The 15,298-nt window shown below is 72.1% G+C and carries 15 protein-coding genes; 6 read left to right on the top strand and 9 right to left on the bottom strand.

Annotated elements, in window-relative coordinates; genetic code table 11:
* Positions 1-178: 178 nt before the first annotated feature.
* From ACFWA7_RS11600 to ACFWA7_RS11590, 3 genes are all read left to right on the top strand, one after another.
* A complete protein-coding gene (locus tag ACFWA7_RS11600; protein WP_385822512.1) occupies positions 179-865 on the top strand; it encodes a maleylpyruvate isomerase family mycothiol-dependent enzyme in 687 nt (228 codons plus the stop codon).
* Between the two features lie 21 nt (positions 866-886).
* Positions 887-1,543: an MBL fold metallo-hydrolase gene (locus ACFWA7_RS11595; protein ID WP_385822511.1), complete on the top strand. Its 657-nt coding sequence runs from the start codon at positions 887-889 to the stop codon at positions 1,541-1,543.
* Positions 1,544-1,676: 133 nt separating this feature from the next.
* A complete protein-coding gene (locus ACFWA7_RS11590; protein WP_385536989.1) occupies positions 1,677-2,954 on the top strand; it encodes an MFS transporter in 1,278 nt (425 codons plus the stop codon).
* Between the two features lie 14 nt (positions 2,955-2,968).
* Here ACFWA7_RS11590 and ACFWA7_RS11585 read toward each other — a convergent pair whose 3' ends face one another.
* The 6 genes from ACFWA7_RS11585 to ACFWA7_RS11560 form a co-directional block, all read right to left on the bottom strand.
* A complete protein-coding gene (locus ACFWA7_RS11585) occupies positions 2,969-3,274 on the bottom strand; it encodes a hypothetical protein (protein ID WP_371652055.1) in 306 nt (101 codons plus the stop codon).
* Between the two features lie 139 nt (positions 3,275-3,413).
* On the bottom strand, positions 3,414-4,394 hold the full coding sequence (locus ACFWA7_RS11580) for a TerC family protein (RefSeq protein WP_385822509.1): 981 nt from the start codon (positions 4,392-4,394) through the stop codon (positions 3,414-3,416).
* 277 nt (positions 4,395-4,671) lie between these two features.
* Entirely contained in the window at positions 4,672-6,594 is a 1,923-nt protein-coding gene (locus ACFWA7_RS11575) for a TerD family protein (RefSeq protein ID WP_385822507.1), read from the bottom strand.
* 122 nt (positions 6,595-6,716) lie between these two features.
* The gene (locus tag ACFWA7_RS11570; RefSeq protein WP_385536997.1) at positions 6,717-7,295 is read right to left on the bottom strand and encodes a TerD family protein; all 579 of its coding nucleotides are present in this window, start codon (positions 7,293-7,295) and stop codon (positions 6,717-6,719) included.
* Between the two features lie 118 nt (positions 7,296-7,413).
* Positions 7,414-9,546, bottom strand: a complete 2,133-nt coding sequence (gene uvrB, locus ACFWA7_RS11565) for an excinuclease ABC subunit UvrB (RefSeq protein ID WP_385537000.1) — start codon at positions 9,544-9,546, stop codon at positions 7,414-7,416.
* A gap of 72 nt (positions 9,547-9,618) precedes the next feature.
* Complete coding sequence (locus ACFWA7_RS11560; RefSeq protein ID WP_385822504.1) at positions 9,619-10,479, bottom strand: MHYT domain-containing protein; 861 nt, start codon at positions 10,477-10,479, stop codon at positions 9,619-9,621.
* A 279-nt stretch (positions 10,480-10,758) separates the two neighbouring features.
* Here ACFWA7_RS11560 and ACFWA7_RS11555 point away from each other — a divergent pair, with 279 nt between their 5' ends.
* Positions 10,759-11,337, top strand: coding sequence for a methylated-DNA--[protein]-cysteine S-methyltransferase (locus tag ACFWA7_RS11555; protein ID WP_385822502.1), 579 nt, complete (start codon positions 10,759-10,761; stop codon positions 11,335-11,337).
* A gap of 31 nt (positions 11,338-11,368) precedes the next feature.
* Here ACFWA7_RS11555 and ACFWA7_RS11550 read toward each other — a convergent pair whose 3' ends face one another.
* The gene (locus ACFWA7_RS11550) at positions 11,369-11,758 is read right to left on the bottom strand and encodes a cupin domain-containing protein (protein WP_385537008.1); all 390 of its coding nucleotides are present in this window, start codon (positions 11,756-11,758) and stop codon (positions 11,369-11,371) included.
* Positions 11,759-11,954: 196 nt separating this feature from the next.
* Between ACFWA7_RS11550 and ACFWA7_RS11545 the strand changes: the two genes are divergently transcribed.
* Positions 11,955-12,860 carry a pseudouridine-5'-phosphate glycosidase gene (locus tag ACFWA7_RS11545; RefSeq protein WP_385537011.1) on the top strand — a complete coding sequence of 302 codons (906 nt, stop codon included), beginning with the start codon at positions 11,955-11,957 and terminating at the stop codon, positions 12,858-12,860.
* Entirely contained in the window at positions 12,857-13,816 is a 960-nt protein-coding gene (locus ACFWA7_RS11540; protein WP_385822501.1) for a carbohydrate kinase family protein, read from the top strand. The genes ACFWA7_RS11545 and ACFWA7_RS11540 overlap by 4 nt, the downstream gene beginning before the upstream one ends.
* Before the next feature lie 4 nt (positions 13,817-13,820).
* Here ACFWA7_RS11540 and ACFWA7_RS11535 read toward each other — a convergent pair whose 3' ends face one another.
* Positions 13,821-14,462: a uridine kinase gene (locus ACFWA7_RS11535; protein WP_385537015.1), complete on the bottom strand. Its 642-nt coding sequence runs from the start codon at positions 14,460-14,462 to the stop codon at positions 13,821-13,823.
* Positions 14,463-14,552: 90 nt separating this feature from the next.
* Complete coding sequence (locus ACFWA7_RS11530; protein WP_385822498.1) at positions 14,553-15,206, bottom strand: winged helix-turn-helix transcriptional regulator; 654 nt, start codon at positions 15,204-15,206, stop codon at positions 14,553-14,555.
* Positions 15,207-15,298: the final 92 nt, after the last annotated feature.

Raw genomic sequence — 15,298 nt, 5'->3', positions numbered from 1 at the left:
TGAAGAGAAGCAGGGGGCGGAGCCCCCGTCTCAGACTATGGGGGGGCCGCCAGGGCGATGGATCGTTTTACATCCAAGGATGCCTGATGCCACCGACGAGCCTATAGCACGCGCATTCGATTTACGGACTCGTCCAAGCGGCTTCACCCGAATGAGTGGCGGGACTATCGTCGGCGCCATGATTGATCATGCGCACGACCTGGCATCCGTACGGGAAGCCACCGACCGGCTGCTCACCGCAGCCGCCGAACTGGACAACGCGGCAGTCGCCGGGCCGTCACGGCTGCCGGGCTGGAGCCGCGGGCACGTGCTCGCCCATGTCGCCCGCAACGCGGACGCGCTCGTCAACGTGCTCGCAGGCCGCTCCATGTACGAGAGCGCCGAGGCCCGGGACGCCGACATCGCGCGCGATGCGGCGCGCCCGCTCGACGCCCACCTCGCCGACCTGCGTGAGAGCGCGGCCCGCTTCCAGGAGGAGGGCGCCCGGCCCGCCGACTGGGCCCGTACGGTCGAGCTCCGCAACGGCGTCCTCGACCAGGCCGCCCGCATCCCCTTCAGGCGGCTGATCGAGGTCGAGCTGCACCATGTCGACCTGGGCGTCGGCTACGAGCTGGAGGACCTGCCGGACGAGTTCGTCCGGCGTGAGATCCAGTTCCTGGCCGACCGCTTCTCGGGGAACGCCTCGGTCCCACCGGTCACCCTCACCGGCAACAACGGCCACACCCTGCGCACCGGCGGCACGGAGGGCGTCCCGGTGACCGTCGGCGGCCCCGCATGGGACCTGCTGGGCTGGCTCGCGGGCCGCAGGGACGGCGCCGCCCTGGAGGCCTCGGGCGGCCCGCTGCCCGCCCTGCCGCCCCTGTAGGCCCGGCGTTACGCTGAGCCCATGACGTACAGCGGAGCGGTGAAGGTCGGCGGTCCGGCGGATGTGCACGAGCTCGGGGATCTGATGATCTCCAAGGTCGCGGTCGGCCCGATGGACAACAACGCGTATCTGCTGCGCTGCCGGACCACCGGCGAGCAGCTGCTGATCGACGCGGCGGCCGAGCCCTCCACCCTCCTGACGCTTATCGGTGACGACGGCATCAAGTCCGTCGTCACCACCCACCGCCACGGCGACCACTGGCAGGCGCTCGCCGAGGTCGTCGCCGCCACCGGCGCGACGACCTACGCGGGCCGCTACGACGCCGAGGGCATCCCCGTGCCGACCGACGTCCCCGTCGAAGACGGGGACACGATCCGCGTCGGCCGGGTCGAGCTGACCGCCCGCCGCCTGGTCGGCCACACCCCGGGCTCGATCGCGCTGTTCTACGACGACCCGCACGGCCACCCGCACCTGTTCACCGGCGACTGCCTGTTCCCGGGCGGGGTCGGCAACACCCACAAGGACCCGCAGGCCTTCGCCAGCCTCATCCACGACGTGGAGACCAAGCTCTTCGCGGTCCTGCCGGACGAGACCTGGGTGTACCCGGGCCACGGCAACGACACCACGCTCGGCGACGAGCGCCCCAAGCTGCCGGAGTGGCACGCGCGCGGCTGGTAGCCCCATCGGGCCGAGCGCTCGTTCGCCGCGCGGGCGTGCTTCCGCACGCCCCCCATAACCGCCCGTAAGCACGGGTAGTTGGCGCGGCATGCGCTTCTCCCCCACCTCTCCCCCCACACACGCACCACCGTCGATGACGCGGCTCGCCGCCGCCTCGCTCGCCGGGACGGCGGTCGAGTTCTACGACTTCTTTGTGTACGGGACGGCCGCCGCGCTGGTCCTGGGCCCGCTCTTCTTCCCGACGTTCTCCCCGCTCGCCGGAACCCTGGCCGCTTTCGGCACTTTCGGGATCGGGTTCATCGCTCGCCCGCTCGGTTCTGTCGTCTTCGGTCATATCGGTGACCGGCACGGACGGCGCCCGGTGCTGTTCCTCTCGCTGCTCCTGACCGGTTTTGCCACGGTCGCCATCGGCTGTGTGCCCTCGTACGCGACGATCGGAGCCGCCGCCCCCGTCCTGCTGCTCGTGCTGCGCTTCCTTCAGGGGCTCGGGCTGGGCGGCGAGTGGGGCGGGGCCGTCCTGCTCACCGTGGAGCACGCGCCCGCGCGGCGCCGGGTCCTGTGGTCGTCCTTTCCGCAGATGGGCCCGTCCCTGGGGTTCCTGCTGGCCAACGGCGTGATGCTGGCGCTCTCGGCGGGGCTGACGGACGCCGAGTTCCGGGCGTGGGGGTGGCGGATCCCGTTCTGGGGGGCGGGGCTGCTCGCGGCGGGCGGGCTGCTGCTGCGCTCCTCCCTCACCGAGACCCCCCAGTTCCAGGAGATCGGCGAACGCGCCCGGCTGCCGCTTGCGGAGGTGCTCCGCGACCACTGGCGGCTGGTGCTGCTGACGGCGGGAGCGCTGTCGGTCGGGTACGCCGTCTTCTACGCGGTGACCACCTGGGCCCTGGCGTACGCCACCGAGCGCCTCGGCGTGAGCCGTACGGTCATGCTCGTCTGCGTCATGGCCGCCGTCGCCGTCAAGGGCGCGCTGACCCCGGTCTCGGCCCTGCTCGCCGACCGGTACGGGCGGCGGCCGCTCTGCCTGGCGGGGTGCACGGCCTGCGCGCTGTGGATGTTCCCGACGGTCGCGCTGCTCCAGACCGGCGAACCGCTGCTCATGTTCGCCGGCATCCTGGGCGCGCTGATCGCGTTCATCACCATGTTCGCGGTGATCGCGGCCTATCTGCCGGAGCTCTACGAGCCCCGGGTGCGCTGCACGGGCGCGGCCGTCGGTTACAACCTGGGCGGGGTGCTGGGCGGCGCGCTGACCCCGGTCGTGGCGACCGCGCTCGCACGGGGCGAGGGGCCGCCGTGGGGCGTGGCGGCATATCTGACCGGGGTCGCGCTGCTGAGCCTCGGCTGTTTCGCTCTCCTGCCGGAGACCCGGCCGGTGCTCGACCCGGCGGAGGCGGCACCGGAGGCGGCGCCCGCCTGACCGCCCCTGGGACGCTACAGGGACTCCGACTCCGCCACGTCGCAGTCCGTGAAGGCGGGCGGCCGCGTCGACAGGGCCGCGAGCTGCTTGGCGAGCTCGGTCGTCTCCGGAGCGTCGCTGTTGGCCATCGCGTCCTCGTACGAGTCGAACTCCACCACCGCCAGATAGCGGTTCGGATTGGCCCGGTCGCGCAGCAGGGTGCGGTGCGAGGGGCCGAGCTTGCGGCCCTCCGCCCGGGCCCTCTCCTCGTACTGGCGGATGAGCTCGCGCATCTCGTCCGCACGCTCGGTCTCGAAGTCGATGATCTGCGCGAACTTCATGGGGTCCTCCTGGTCCGCGGTGCCCCCGCGGACCGGGGGCTCTCCTCGTCCAAGCAAGCACCGGCCGACCGGCACGGCAACTCCGCGCCCGGCCGGCCGGTGCGCGCGCCGGTGCGGTTGCCCCGCGCGCCCCCGGGGGTCAGACCCCGACGCTCTTCTTCTCGGACTCCTCGTCCGCCGTCTGCTGCTTGGCGGCCATCAGGCTGGTGATCGTGGTGACGACCAGCACACCGCAGATGACGGCGAGCGAGAGGGGGATGGAGATCTCGGGGACGTTCACCCCGTTCTCGTGCAGGGCGTGCAGCACCAGCTTCACGCCGATGAAGCCGAGGATCACCGAGAGGCCGTAGCTGAGGTGGACCAGCTTCTTGAGCAGTCCGCCGATGAGGAAGTACAGCTGGCGCAGGCCCATCAGCGCGAAGGCGTTGGCGGTGAAGACGATGTACGGGTCCTGGGTCAGGCCGAAGATCGCGGGGATCGAGTCCATCGCGAACAGCACGTCGGTCATGCCGATGGCCAGCATGACGACGAGCAGTGGCGTCATGACCTTCTTGCCGTGCTCCTGGATGAAGAGCTTGGTGCCGTGGTACCGGTCGGCGACGCCGAACCGCTTCTCGATGGACCTGAGGAGGCGGTTCTCCTCGAACTCCTCTTCCTCGTCGTCGGAGCGCGCCTCCTGGATGAGCTTCCAGGCGGTGTAGATCAGGAAGGCGCCGAAGAGGTAGAAGACCCAGGAGAAGCTGGCGATGATGGCGGCGCCGGCCGCGATGAATACCGCCCGCAGCACCAGGGCTATCAGCACACCGAAGAGCAGCACGCGCTGCTGGAGGTGGGTCGGTACCGAGAACTTCGCCATGATCAGGATGAAGACGAAGAGGTTGTCGACGGAGAGCGACTTCTCGGTGATGAAGCCCGCGAAGAACTCGCCGGACGCCTTGCTGTCGCCGAAGACCAGCAGGCCGGCGCCGAAGAGCGCGGCGAGCACGACCCAGACGACCGTCCAGATTCCGGCTTCCTTGACCGACACGTCATGGGGCTTGCGCCCGATGAAGAAGTCGGCCGCGATCAGGGCGCACAGACCGAGAATGGTCAGCACCCAAAGGGTCAGGGAAACGTCCACAGTGCCTCCGGCTTCGTACCGCTACAGATCAGCGTCGTCGCTGCCGGAGGTCTCCTCCACCCGGGCACATCACGTGCCCTGGGCCGACGCCCCGGAACCGGTCACTTCGGTCCGTATTGACGGGAACGCCGCAGTCGGGAGTACTCCCCTCCGCACCAAGAACCCTACCCCAATCGCCAAGAGAAGGTAAAGGGAAGGGTAAAGAAGAACCAAGACCGTCAATGGGTGAGGGAGTACGGGACGGGCGCGCGCCGGATCGCGCGCGCCCGGGCGGCGGTCAGCGCGGCCAGGCGCGCCGCGCGTCCGCGACCTGGCCGAGCACCTGCCCCAGGATCGCGCTGCCGGGCGGGACCAGCGGCGGCTCGTACGTCCACGCGTGCCCCACCCACGGATCGGCCAGGTGGTCGTCCGGGACCGGTGTGAGCCGCAGCAGCGAGCGCCACAGCGGCTGCAGCACCGGCCCGTACGCACTGGCGTCCTCACGGTCCGCGACCATCAGCAGATGGACCCCGACCGACGGGCCCTCGTCCGCGAGATAGCGCAGCTGGTTGACCGCGCGGTCGTCGAAACCGTGCGGGAAGTCGTTGACGATCAGGAGCTGCTCGGCGGTGTCCATGCCGGGCGGCAGCGCGTCCGCCCCGGCGCCGCCCCGCGCGGCCATCTGGAGCAGGTCGACGCGCTGGGTGAGCCGGGCGAGCGCGTCCGCCACTCCCGCGGCGCCGGCCGCGGGCGGCTCGCCGAGCGCCCCCGACCGCGTCAGGGGCGCGAAGGCCCCGGCCGCCGCCCCCGCCGGGTCCACGACGTGCACGGCGAACTCGTGCGCCGGGTACACCGCGAGCAGCCGGGCCGCCAGCGCCACCGCGGTCTCCACGGCGAGCCGCTTGACCTGCTCGGCGTCCATGAAGGCGGCGGCCTCGGAGGCCGAGCGCCCGGAGTCGATCCACAGCCCGCGCTCCAGCGGCAGCCGCACCAGCATCGGAATCCGCAGCTCCGGCCGCTCCGGCAGCCGCAGGTCGCCGACACGCAGGGCCATCGGGATCTCCATCGGCACCCGGTAGGCGTGCCAGACGGGGTTGTCCCAGCGGGCGTAGGCGGGCGGCAGGGCGGGCTCGACGACCTCGGACTCGGCGGTCAGCTGCGCGAGGTCCCGGTCGAAGGCCTCGCGCGCGCGGTCGACCAGCTGCTCGCGCCGGACCGAGGCCTCCTCGCGGGCCTGGTCGCCGGTGGAGCCGATCCGGCTGCGCGGATCCGCGAGGGCCCGGTCGAGCTCCTGCTCCATCCGCGAGTCCGCGAAGTCGACGGCGCTGCGGTACGAGGCGGTGGTGCGGGCCAGGTCCTCGAACATGCCCCACACCTGGTTGTAGAGCCGCTCGTCCATGGACCAGCCGGTGGCGTCGCCCGCCACGGGGGACGGCGGCTCGCCGGGGGCGGCGGGCGGCGCGGTGGGAGGGGGCAGCGGGGGCGCGGTGGTCGTGCGGCGCGGGTGAGCGTAGTCGATGGGCCCGCTGTCCGTCAGGGGCTGCTGGGCGGCCTCGGGCGGGGGTGCGGCGCCCGCAGGACCGGCGTCGCTCCCACCGGTGCCGGGCGCGCCGGCCCGTACCCGCGCCTCGTCGGACGTACGGGGCGGGGGCGCCGCGACCGAGCGGGAGGCGCCCAGGGCGACCGCGTCCAGGATGACGGCGGCCAGCTCACGGGCCTGCGGCAGGCCCTGGTCGACCAGCATGTCGGCGAGGCCGCCCGCGTAGCCCTGGCCGATCGCGCGGACCTTCCAGGCGCCGCCTCGCAGATAGAGCTCCAGGGCGACGACCGCCGACTCCGCGTCCAGGCCGGTGATCGTGTAGCTGGCGACCTCGGTGCCGTCCAGGCCGGTGACGGCCACGAAGGGCGCGGCGACGGCGGCGAACCGGCTCGGGCCCGCCGCCCCGGGCGGCAGCGCGAGCAGCACGCTCACCCGGTGCACGTCCTGGGGCAGCGCTTCCAGGTCCACGGCGAGGCGGTGGTCGGCGGCGGCCTGCCGGGAGACCTCCAGGCCCGGCAGCGTGGGCGCGCCGGGGTGGGCCACCCACTCCGTCCCGCGCACCGTGCCGCTCTCGTCTCCCAGGGTGGCGCCGGCGACGATCGGTGTGCCGGCCGACACCCGGATCTCCATTCGGGTCTGGGGCAGGGGGTGGTTCTGTCCCCGTACCAGCTCGGCCGTCATGGCTCTGTCCCCTCGTCGAGTTGCCGGTGGCGCACGGTGGTGCGGGGCAGCTCCCGGCGGCCTGGCCTCCGGGAGCTGCGGTTACGGCCGTGATGGCCGGTGGTGCCTGCGTACGGCCGTGTCTACAGGTGCGGCAGGATCGCCGGCATCAGGTCCTGGAACGTACGGCCGTTGGACGGGTTGCCGATGGCGGTCATCTGCCAGCCCGCGCCCGCGCGGTGCACCTTGGCCATGATCTGCGCCGTGTACTGACCGCCGCCGTCCAGCGTGTAGCGCGCCAGCTCCTGGCCGTTGGTCTCGTCGACGATGCGGCAGAACGCGTTCTGCACTTCCTGGAACGTCTGGCCGGTGAACGAGTTCACCGTGAAGACGATCTGGTCGATGTGGACCGGGACGCGCTGGAGGTCGACGAGGATCGACTCGTCGTCGCCGCCCTGGCCCGCGCCGCCCACCACGTTGTCTCCGGTGTGCCGGACCGAGCCGTCGTCACTGACGAGGTGGCGGAAGAACACCACGTCCACGGGCTGCTTGTCGGCGAAGAGCACCGCCGAGGCGTCCAGGTCGATCTCCCGGGTGCGCGAGCCGAACAGGCCGCGGCGCGGCGCCGCCTGCCAACCGAGCCCCATCCGCACCGCGGTCAGGGTGCCGCCACCCTGCTTCTCCAGGCTGATGGCCTGGCCCTTGGTCAGATTGACCGTCACGCGCTGTCCCCTCTCCGCATTTCTTACGTTCTCGGCCCGACCCTACGCAGTGGCGCGATGTGCGCCACCGCGCAGGGCGGATTTGTGTCGGTCTTGCAACACAGCGGGTGGCGGACCGTCAGGCCTGACCCGCCTCCCTCATCTGCCGCAACTCCTTCTTCAGCTCCCCGACTTCGTCGCGCAACCTGGCGGCGATCTCGAACTGCAGCTCGGCGGCGGCGGCCCGCATCCGGTCGGTCATCTCCTCGATCTGCTCGGCGAGTTCGGCGGCCGGGCGGTCGGTGAGGACCTCGCCGCCCTTGCCCGCCTTCGCCTTCGACTTCGCCGCCTTGGCACCGAGCGCGGGGACCGGCGCCTTGGCGCCCTTGCCGTCCTTCGCCTTGCGGTAGCCGGAGCCGAGCAACTGCTCGGTGTCGACCTCCTCGCGCGCGATGGTCGCGACGATGTCGTTGATCTTCTTCCGCAGCGGCTGCGGGTCGATCCCGCGCTCCTTGTTGTACGCGACCTGCTTCTCCCGGCGGCGGTTGGTCTCCTCGATGGCCTTCTCCATCGACGGGGTGATCCTGTCGGCGTACATATGGACCTGGCCGGAGACGTTGCGCGCCGCGCGGCCGATGGTCTGGATCAGCGACGTGCCCGAGCGGAGGAAGCCCTCCTTGTCGGCGTCGAGGATCGCGACCAGCGACACCTCGGGCAGGTCCAGACCCTCGCGGAGCAGGTTGATGCCGACCAGCACGTCGAACTCGCCCGCCCGCAGCTCCCGCAGCAGCTCGACCCGGCGCAGGGTGTCGACGTCGCTGTGCAGGTACCGCACCTGGATGCCCATCTCCAGGAAGTAGTCGGTCAGGTCCTCGGCCATCTTCTTGGTGAGGGTGGTGACCAGGACGCGCTCGTCCTTCTCGGTGCGCTTGCGGATCTCGTGCACCAGGTCGTCGATCTGCCCCTCGGTGGGCTTGACGACGACCTCCGGGTCGACCAGGCCGGTGGGGCGGATGATCTGCTCCACGAAGCCGTCGCCGCGCGACAGCTCGTACTTGCCGGGCGTCGCCGAGAGGTAGACGGTCTGGTCGACGCGGCCCAGGAACTCCTCCCACTTCAGCGGCCGGTTGTCCATCGCGGACGGCAGCCGGAAGCCGTGGTCGACCAGCGTGCGCTTGCGGGAGGCGTCCCCCTCGTACATCGCGCCGATCTGGGGGACGGTCACGTGCGACTCGTCGAGGACGAGCAGGAAGTCGTCCGGGAAGTAGTCGAGCAGCGTGTTGGGCGCGGTGCCGGGCTCGCGGCCGTCGAAGTGCATCGAATAGTTCTCGACGCCCGAGCAGCTGCCGATCTGGCGCAGCATCTCGATGTCGTACGTGGTGCGCATCCGCAGCCGCTGGGCCTCCAGGAGCTTGCCCTGCTTGTCCAGCTCGGCCAGGCGCTGCTCCAGCTCCTGCTCGATGCCGGTGACCGCCTTCTCCATGCGCTCCGGGCCGGCCACATAGTGGCTGGCGGGGAAGACGTAGAGCTCCCGGTCCTCGCTGATGATCTCGCCGGTGAGCGGGTGGAGCGTGGACAGCGCCTCGATCTCGTCGCCGAACATCTCGATCCGGACGGCCAGCTCCTCGTAGACCGGGAAGATCTCGATGGTGTCGCCGCGGACCCGGAACGTGCCGCGCGAGAAGGCCACGTCGTTGCGCGTGTACTGGATGTCGACGAAGCGGCGCAGCAGCTGGTCGCGGTCGATCTCCTCGCCGACCTTCAGCGGCACCATCCGGTCGACGTACTCCTGCGGCGTGCCCAGGCCGTAGATGCACGAGACGGAGGCCACGACGATCACGTCACGGCGGGTCAGCAGCGAGTTCGTCGCCGAGTGGCGCAGCCGCTCGACCTCCTCGTTGATCGAGGAGTCCTTCTCGATGTACGTGTCCGACTGCGGGACGTACGCCTCGGGCTGGTAGTAGTCGTAGTACGACACGAAGTACTCGACGGCGTTGTTGGGCAGGAGCTCGCGGAACTCGTTCGCCAGCTGGGCCGCCAGCGTCTTGTTCGGCGCCATGACGAGCGTGGGGCGCTGGAGCTTCTCGATCATCCAGGCAGTCGTCGCCGACTTTCCGGTGCCGGTCGCACCCAGCAGGACGACATCCTTCTCCCCTGCGCGGATGCGCCGCTCCAGCTCGGCGATGGCCGCCGGCTGGTCGCCGCTGGGCTGGTAGGGGCTGACGACCTCGAAAGGCGCCACCGTACGTTCGATCTTGGAAACGGGCCGCATGGAACCACCGTACGACCCCCCACTGACAGTCGGGCGCGATCGGCCCCGGCGCGGGCTCGTCCGGCCCCCGGGTCACCAGTCGTGCGGCGACGAGGAGCCCTCGCCCGGCCGGTGCGGGGCGGCCCACTCGGTCCGGTCCGGGAACGACGGCAGATGGCGGGGGACGGGCGCCGGGCGGGGCGGCCGCTTCTCCCACTCGGGCTTGCCCATCACCACGAGCGGGTCGAACATCACGACGACGCCCGCGAGCACAAGGAAGGCGACCGGGCCGATGAGCATCGGCGCGAGCACGGTGGCGGAGGAGTCCCCGGCGGCGGTGCCCGCGCCGTCGTGCAGATGGACGCTGAGCGCGGCCATCCCCGTGTAGTGCATGCCGCTCACGGCGAGGCCCATGACGACGCTGGCGCCGAGGCTGGCCAGGAAGCCGTTGACCGAGACGGCCGCCCAGAGGGCGGCGGTGGCCGCGACGACCGCGATCACCACGGAGAGGCTGACGGTGAGGGTGTTGTACGCGAACTCGCCGCGCAGTCGAATTCCGGCCATCCCGAGGTAGTGCATCGACGCCACGCCGAGCCCGGTGATGGTCCCGCCGGTGACCAGGGCCAGGGGTGTGGCCCCCCGGTAACCGACGATGAAGATGCCGATCCCGACCATGACGACGGCCAGGCCCAGGCTGGCGAACGTGATCGGCCGGTCGTAGCTCAGCACCTCCTGGCGGACCGTGAACCCCATCATCGCGATGAAGTGCATGGTCCATATCCCGGAGCCTATGGAGGTGGCGCCGAGCGCCAGCCAGAGCGCTCTGAAGGGCCGGTCGGCCCGCAGTGACCTGGCCGTACAGCGCAGCCCGAGCGCACCGCCCAGACAGGCCATGAGGAACGCCACGACTGGCGTAACGAGGCCGTAGGTGAAGCCGTCGACCGTCCCGTGCATATGCGTGTGCCCTTCACCCCGTACCGACTACCGACTGAAGAGGCCCACTGCTGACGCGGAGGCCCTGGTTCGGGGCGACATTAAGGCTCGCCGAGCGACAGGCAAACATTTTCACGCCAATTTGTCGACACCCCGGACCCGGGGGGTCCGTTTCCGACGGTTCGGAGAGCGTGGCCGGGCCCGTCCGATGGGCGGCGACCGGAGCTCCGGTGACCGGACGGACCGGCGCCCGCAGCCCGCCCGGCGGGCGTTGTCAGTGGCGGGTCGTACGGTGGCGACATGAACAGCGACGAGCAGTTCGAGCGGGCCTCGCGGGGGCCGGAGCGGGTGGTGTGGGCGGTCGTCGGCAGCGACATCGGCCCCCTGCTGCTCGCCGCGACCGACCAGGGGCTGGTGAACGTGGTCTTCCACGCCCGGGAGGCGGTCCGGGACAAGGCGCTGCGCGGCCTGGCGTCCCGGCTGGGGGCCGAGCCGGTCCCGGCCGGCCCCGGCGGCACGGGACCGCTGGCCGAGCCCATACGCCAGCTGGAGGCGTACTTCGCGGGTGACCTGCGCGCGTTCGAGCTGCCGCTGGACTGGTCGCTGTCCTCCGGCTTCAACCGCCAGGTGCTCCGCGAGCTGGAGGCGACGGTTCCGTACGGGACGGTGGTGGGGTACGGCGACCTCGCCGACCGGGTCGGCCAGCCCCGGGCGGCGCAGGCGGTGGGCGCCGCGATGGGGTCCAACCCGCTGCCGGTCGTGGTGCCCTGCCACCGGGTGGTGGAGAGCGACGGCGGGCTCGGCGGGTTCGGCGGCGGCCTGGAGACCAAGCGGCAGCTGCTCGCCCTGGAAGGGGTGCTCCCGCAGCCGCTGTTCTGAGTGCTCCAGGCCCGGCCGGGCGCTGGGGGCGCTAGAGGCTGATGTGGTACGCCTTGCGCAGCGTCTCGTGCACGGTCCACGTCGTCCGGTCGCCCTCGCGCAGCACGCACGCGTCGCCGGGGCCGAGCTCCAGGGTGTCGCCGCCCGCCACCTCGACGGTCGCGCGCCCGCTGACCACCACGAAGAGCTCATTGGCCTCGGTGTCGGTCACCACGCCGGGAGTGATCTGCCAGATGCCGCGCACCTGCTTGCCGTCGGGCGACTCCCAGAGCACCTTGCCGGTGACCTCGGGGGCGCCCGAGACGATCTGGCCGGGGTCCAGGGGCTCGGGCTCCAGCTCGGCGTCCGGGATGTGGACAACGAACGAGGCCGGTGCGGCCGCGACAACGGAGGGGGTCTCGATGTGATCATTGGTCGTCATGGCGCGCCAATCTAGCCATGTCCTTCGACGTCCTCGACGCCGCCTCTGGCCGGAGCCGCCGAACGGGAGCAGACTCCCCGTGAGTGGGTCGCGGGGGCGGGCCCCGTAGGCCTCGCGGCCGCCGCCTCCGCGCGCCTCGCACAGGTGATCGCAGGAGAGACGTTTACGCGGTGCGCGGGCGCGCCAGGGATGGTGCATGTCCTACGACGACGTACTCAAGGTGTCCGAAGAGGTGCGCGAGGCCCTGGCCGAGGGGCGTCCCGTGGTCGCTCTGGAGTCCACGATCATCGCGCACGGACTGCCGCGCCCGCGCAATCTGCGGGTGGCGACGGAGCTGGAGGAGCTGGTACGGGCCGGGGGCGCCGTCCCCGCCACGGTCGCGGTCCTGGACGGGCGGCCCCATGTCGGCCTGGACAAGGACCAGTTGGAGCGCGTCGCGGGCGGTGGGCTGCGCAAGCTCGGCCACCGCGATCTGCCGATGGCGCTCGCCACGGGCGCGAGCGGGGCCACCACCGTCTCCGCGACCGCGTATCTGGCCCACTGGGCGGACATCCGCGTCTTCGCCACCGGCGGGCTCGGCGGCGTCCACCGGGGCTGGACCGAGACCCAGGACGAGTCGGCGGACCTGCGGCTCCTCGCCCGGACGCCGGTCGCGGTGGTGTGCGCGGGAGTGAAGTCGATCCTCGACGTACCGGCGACGCTGCAACGGCTGGAGACGCTGGGCATCGGGGTGGTCGGCTACGGAACGGACCGCTTCCCCGGGTTCTATCTGGCCGACTCCGGCGAGCCGGTCGACTGGACGGTGCGGACGCCTGAGGAGGCCGCCGACGTGCTGCGGTCCCATGACGCGATCGGCCCCGACTCGGCGCTGATCGTGGCCAATCCGGTGCCGGAGGCCGAACAGCTCGACCCCGAGCTGCACGACCGGGTGCTGGCCGAGGCCCTGGCCGCGTGCCGGGAGCAGGGGATCACGGGCCAGGCCGTCACCCCCTTCCTGCTCGACCATCTGGTGCGGCACACCGGCGGGGCGTCCCTGGAGGCGAACGTGGCGGCGGTGCGCGGCAATGTACGCCTTGCGGCGGCGATCGCGGCGGCGCTGTGACCGACGCGCCCGCCGGGACGGGGCAGGGCGCAGCGGCCCCCGCGGCCGGTGCGCCCCGCGGCCTCCTGGTCGTCGGGGACGTGGTGACCGACGTCGTCGCCCGGTATCGGGGGCCGCTGGCGCCCGCCACGGACACGGCGGCCGAGATCCGTACGGTCCCGGGCGGGGCGGGGGCCAACGCGGCCTGCTGGGCGGCCCGTTCGGGTTGCGCGGACGTACGCGTCCTGGGGCGGGTCGGGAGCGACGCGCTGGCCTGGCACGAGCGCCGGCTGCGGCGCGCGGGCGTACGGCCGCTGCTGGTCCCGGACCCGGCGGCGCCCACCGCCACCGTCGTCTCCCTGGTCGACACCGCGACCGCCGAGCGCACCTTCCTCACCGACAGCGGCGCCGTGCTGCGCATATCCCCGGCCGACTGGAACCCGGCGTTCCTGGACGGCGTCGGCCGGCTGCACCTCTCCGGTTATCTGTTCTTCGCCGACACAAGCCGTGAACTGGCCCTCGCCGCCTGCCGTTCGGCGCTGGACGCCGGGGTTCCGGTGAGCCTGGACCCCGCGTCGGCGGCGTTCCTGGCCGAGCTGGGCGTCGAGCGGTTCCTGGCGGCGGCCAAGGGCGTGGAGGTGCTACTGCCCAACGCCGACGAGGCGCGGCTGCTCACCGGGCTTGCCGAACCGGCGGGGGCGGCGGCGGAGTTGAGCCGTAGGTTCCCGCTGGTCGCGGTCACGCTTGGGGCGGCCGGGGCGCTGGTGGCGGTGGCCGGTGAGGTCGTCGACCGGGTGGCGGCCCCGCCGCCGGGCGCGGCCGCCGTCGACTCGACGGGCGCGGGCGACGCGTTCACCGGCGGCTTCCTCGCCGCCCTCCTCGCGGGTGCGGACCCGGCCGGTGCGGCGGCGGCCGGCTGCCGGGCGGGCGCGGAGGCGGTGACGGTGGTGGGCGGACGGCCGCCCGTACCCGACTGATCCCCTAGCGGGCCATGCCGTTCCACGCCGGATGCCTGGGGTCGTCGGCACGCACGACCACGTCGGCGGCCTCGGCGGGCCGCACCTCGTCCTCGTACCGCTCGAACGCCGGGAGCGTCCACCGGGCGCCGTCCTCCGTGCGCCGCCGCAGCGCGCCCGGCGAGAGACGGACGTGGACGGTGAGGTCGAAGGGGAACCAGCGCCCCAGGAGCAACGGCCCGTGCACCAGCAGCACTCCTCCCTTCGGGAGGAGCCGGTACTCGCTCCGGGTCGCCCGGTCCGTCACCGGGTCCCAGAGGTCGGGCAGCACCCGACCGCTGCCCCCGGCCTCCAGCGGATCGAACACCTCCCGCCAGAGCGCCGCGGTGTCGAACCAGCCGTCGAAGTACGTGTCCGGGTCCTCGCGGCCGTACTCGTAACGCAGCGAGGCGGGCCGCAGGAAGCCCTCCGTGGACAGGACGAGCACCGACCGCCCCCGTACGCGCAGCGCCTCGGCGAGCGACCGCGCCAGCTCACCGGGACGGGCCGCGGGCGCCCCGTCGACGCCGACGCGCAGCCAGGGAACGTCGCCCTCGGCCTGCGCGTCAACGGCCCTTTCCGCCAGGGCCTCGGTCAGCCGTTCCCACGTGATCGCTTCAAGTCGCACGCCTCCATGATGCGGGCTGCTCCGGCGGGTGCGGCGGCAGCCCCGGAGGGTACAGAGACGTTCCGTACAGCCAGGCCGTACGGCGGACGGTCACTCGCCCCGCAGTGCCGCCGCGACGGGCCCCTCGCCCGTCACCTCGATCCGCCCGGCCTTGACGCCCTCCTCGACCGTCAGCCTGCCTCCCGCGAGTGCGCGGCAGGTGTCGGCGTCCATCGCGAGCCGGGCGTCGGCGTCCGGCGCGGGCCCGTCCCCGTACACCGCGCCGCCGTCGCCTTCGTCCCCGCCGGTCCGGACGTGGAACTCGCCCTCGTCCAGGCGTACGTCGAGGACCGCCGGGGCGTACGGAAGGCGGCGCAGCAGCGGGATCAGCGGGATCGCGAACCAGTGCGCGCGCACGGCGTCGGTGGGCCGCCGCTCGGCGAGCTCCGGCGCACCCCACGCCGCGAGGGCGGTCAGCACGGGCAGCAACTCGCGTCCGCGCGCAGTCAGTTCGTACACCGTCGCGGCCGCGGGCGGGGGCAGCTTGCGGCGGGTCGCCAGCTCCTCGCGCTCCATGTCCTTGAGCCGGGAGGCCAGCACGTCCGTGGAGACGCCCGGCAGATCTGCGTGCAGATCCGTATAACGACGCGGTCCGGCGAGGAGTTCCCGGACGATCAGCAGCGTCCACCGGTCCCCGACGGCATCGAGGGCGCGGGCAGCGGCGCAGTACTGGTCGTAACTTCGACGGCGTGGCTGACGTGGCATACAACGCAGTCTAGACAACATGTTGGACTTTCCAAGCTCCAACTTGGTAAAACCAAGTGACGCAGGACAGGCGAGTCACACCAGAGGGATCT

The organism is Streptomyces sp. NPDC059994 (genome assembly GCF_042737755.1).
In the GTDB taxonomy this organism is placed as follows: Bacteria; Actinomycetota; Actinomycetes; order Streptomycetales; family Streptomycetaceae; genus Streptomyces.
Note: the sequence above shows the minus strand (reverse complement) of the source record. Positions and strands in the feature narration are given on the sequence as shown.

Bases quoted from the DNA above. Each gene is read 5' to 3' on its own strand.
- ACFWA7_RS11545 (WP_385537011.1), top strand. From the start codon at position 11,955: ATGTCCTACGACGACGTACTCAAGGTGTCCGAAGAGGTGCGCGAGGCC.
- ACFWA7_RS11560 (WP_385822504.1), bottom strand. From the start codon at position 10,479: ATGCACGGGACGGTCGACGGCTTCACCTACGGCCTCGTTACGCCAGTC.
- ACFWA7_RS11575 (WP_385822507.1), bottom strand. From the start codon at position 6,594: ATGACGGCCGAGCTGGTACGGGGACAGAACCACCCCCTGCCCCAGACC.
- ACFWA7_RS11585 (WP_371652055.1), bottom strand. From the start codon at position 3,274: ATGAAGTTCGCGCAGATCATCGACTTCGAGACCGAGCGTGCGGACGAG.
- ACFWA7_RS11590 (WP_385536989.1), top strand. From the start codon at position 1,677: ATGACGCGGCTCGCCGCCGCCTCGCTCGCCGGGACGGCGGTCGAGTTC.
- uvrB (WP_385537000.1), bottom strand. From the start codon at position 9,546: ATGCGGCCCGTTTCCAAGATCGAACGTACGGTGGCGCCTTTCGAGGTC.
- ACFWA7_RS11555 (WP_385822502.1), top strand. From the start codon at position 10,759: ATGAACAGCGACGAGCAGTTCGAGCGGGCCTCGCGGGGGCCGGAGCGG.
- ACFWA7_RS11530 (WP_385822498.1), bottom strand. From the start codon at position 15,206: ATGCCACGTCAGCCACGCCGTCGAAGTTACGACCAGTACTGCGCCGCT.
- ACFWA7_RS11595 (WP_385822511.1), top strand. From the start codon at position 887: ATGACGTACAGCGGAGCGGTGAAGGTCGGCGGTCCGGCGGATGTGCAC.
- ACFWA7_RS11550 (WP_385537008.1), bottom strand. From the start codon at position 11,758: ATGACGACCAATGATCACATCGAGACCCCCTCCGTTGTCGCGGCCGCA.
- ACFWA7_RS11600 (WP_385822512.1), top strand. From the start codon at position 179: ATGATTGATCATGCGCACGACCTGGCATCCGTACGGGAAGCCACCGAC.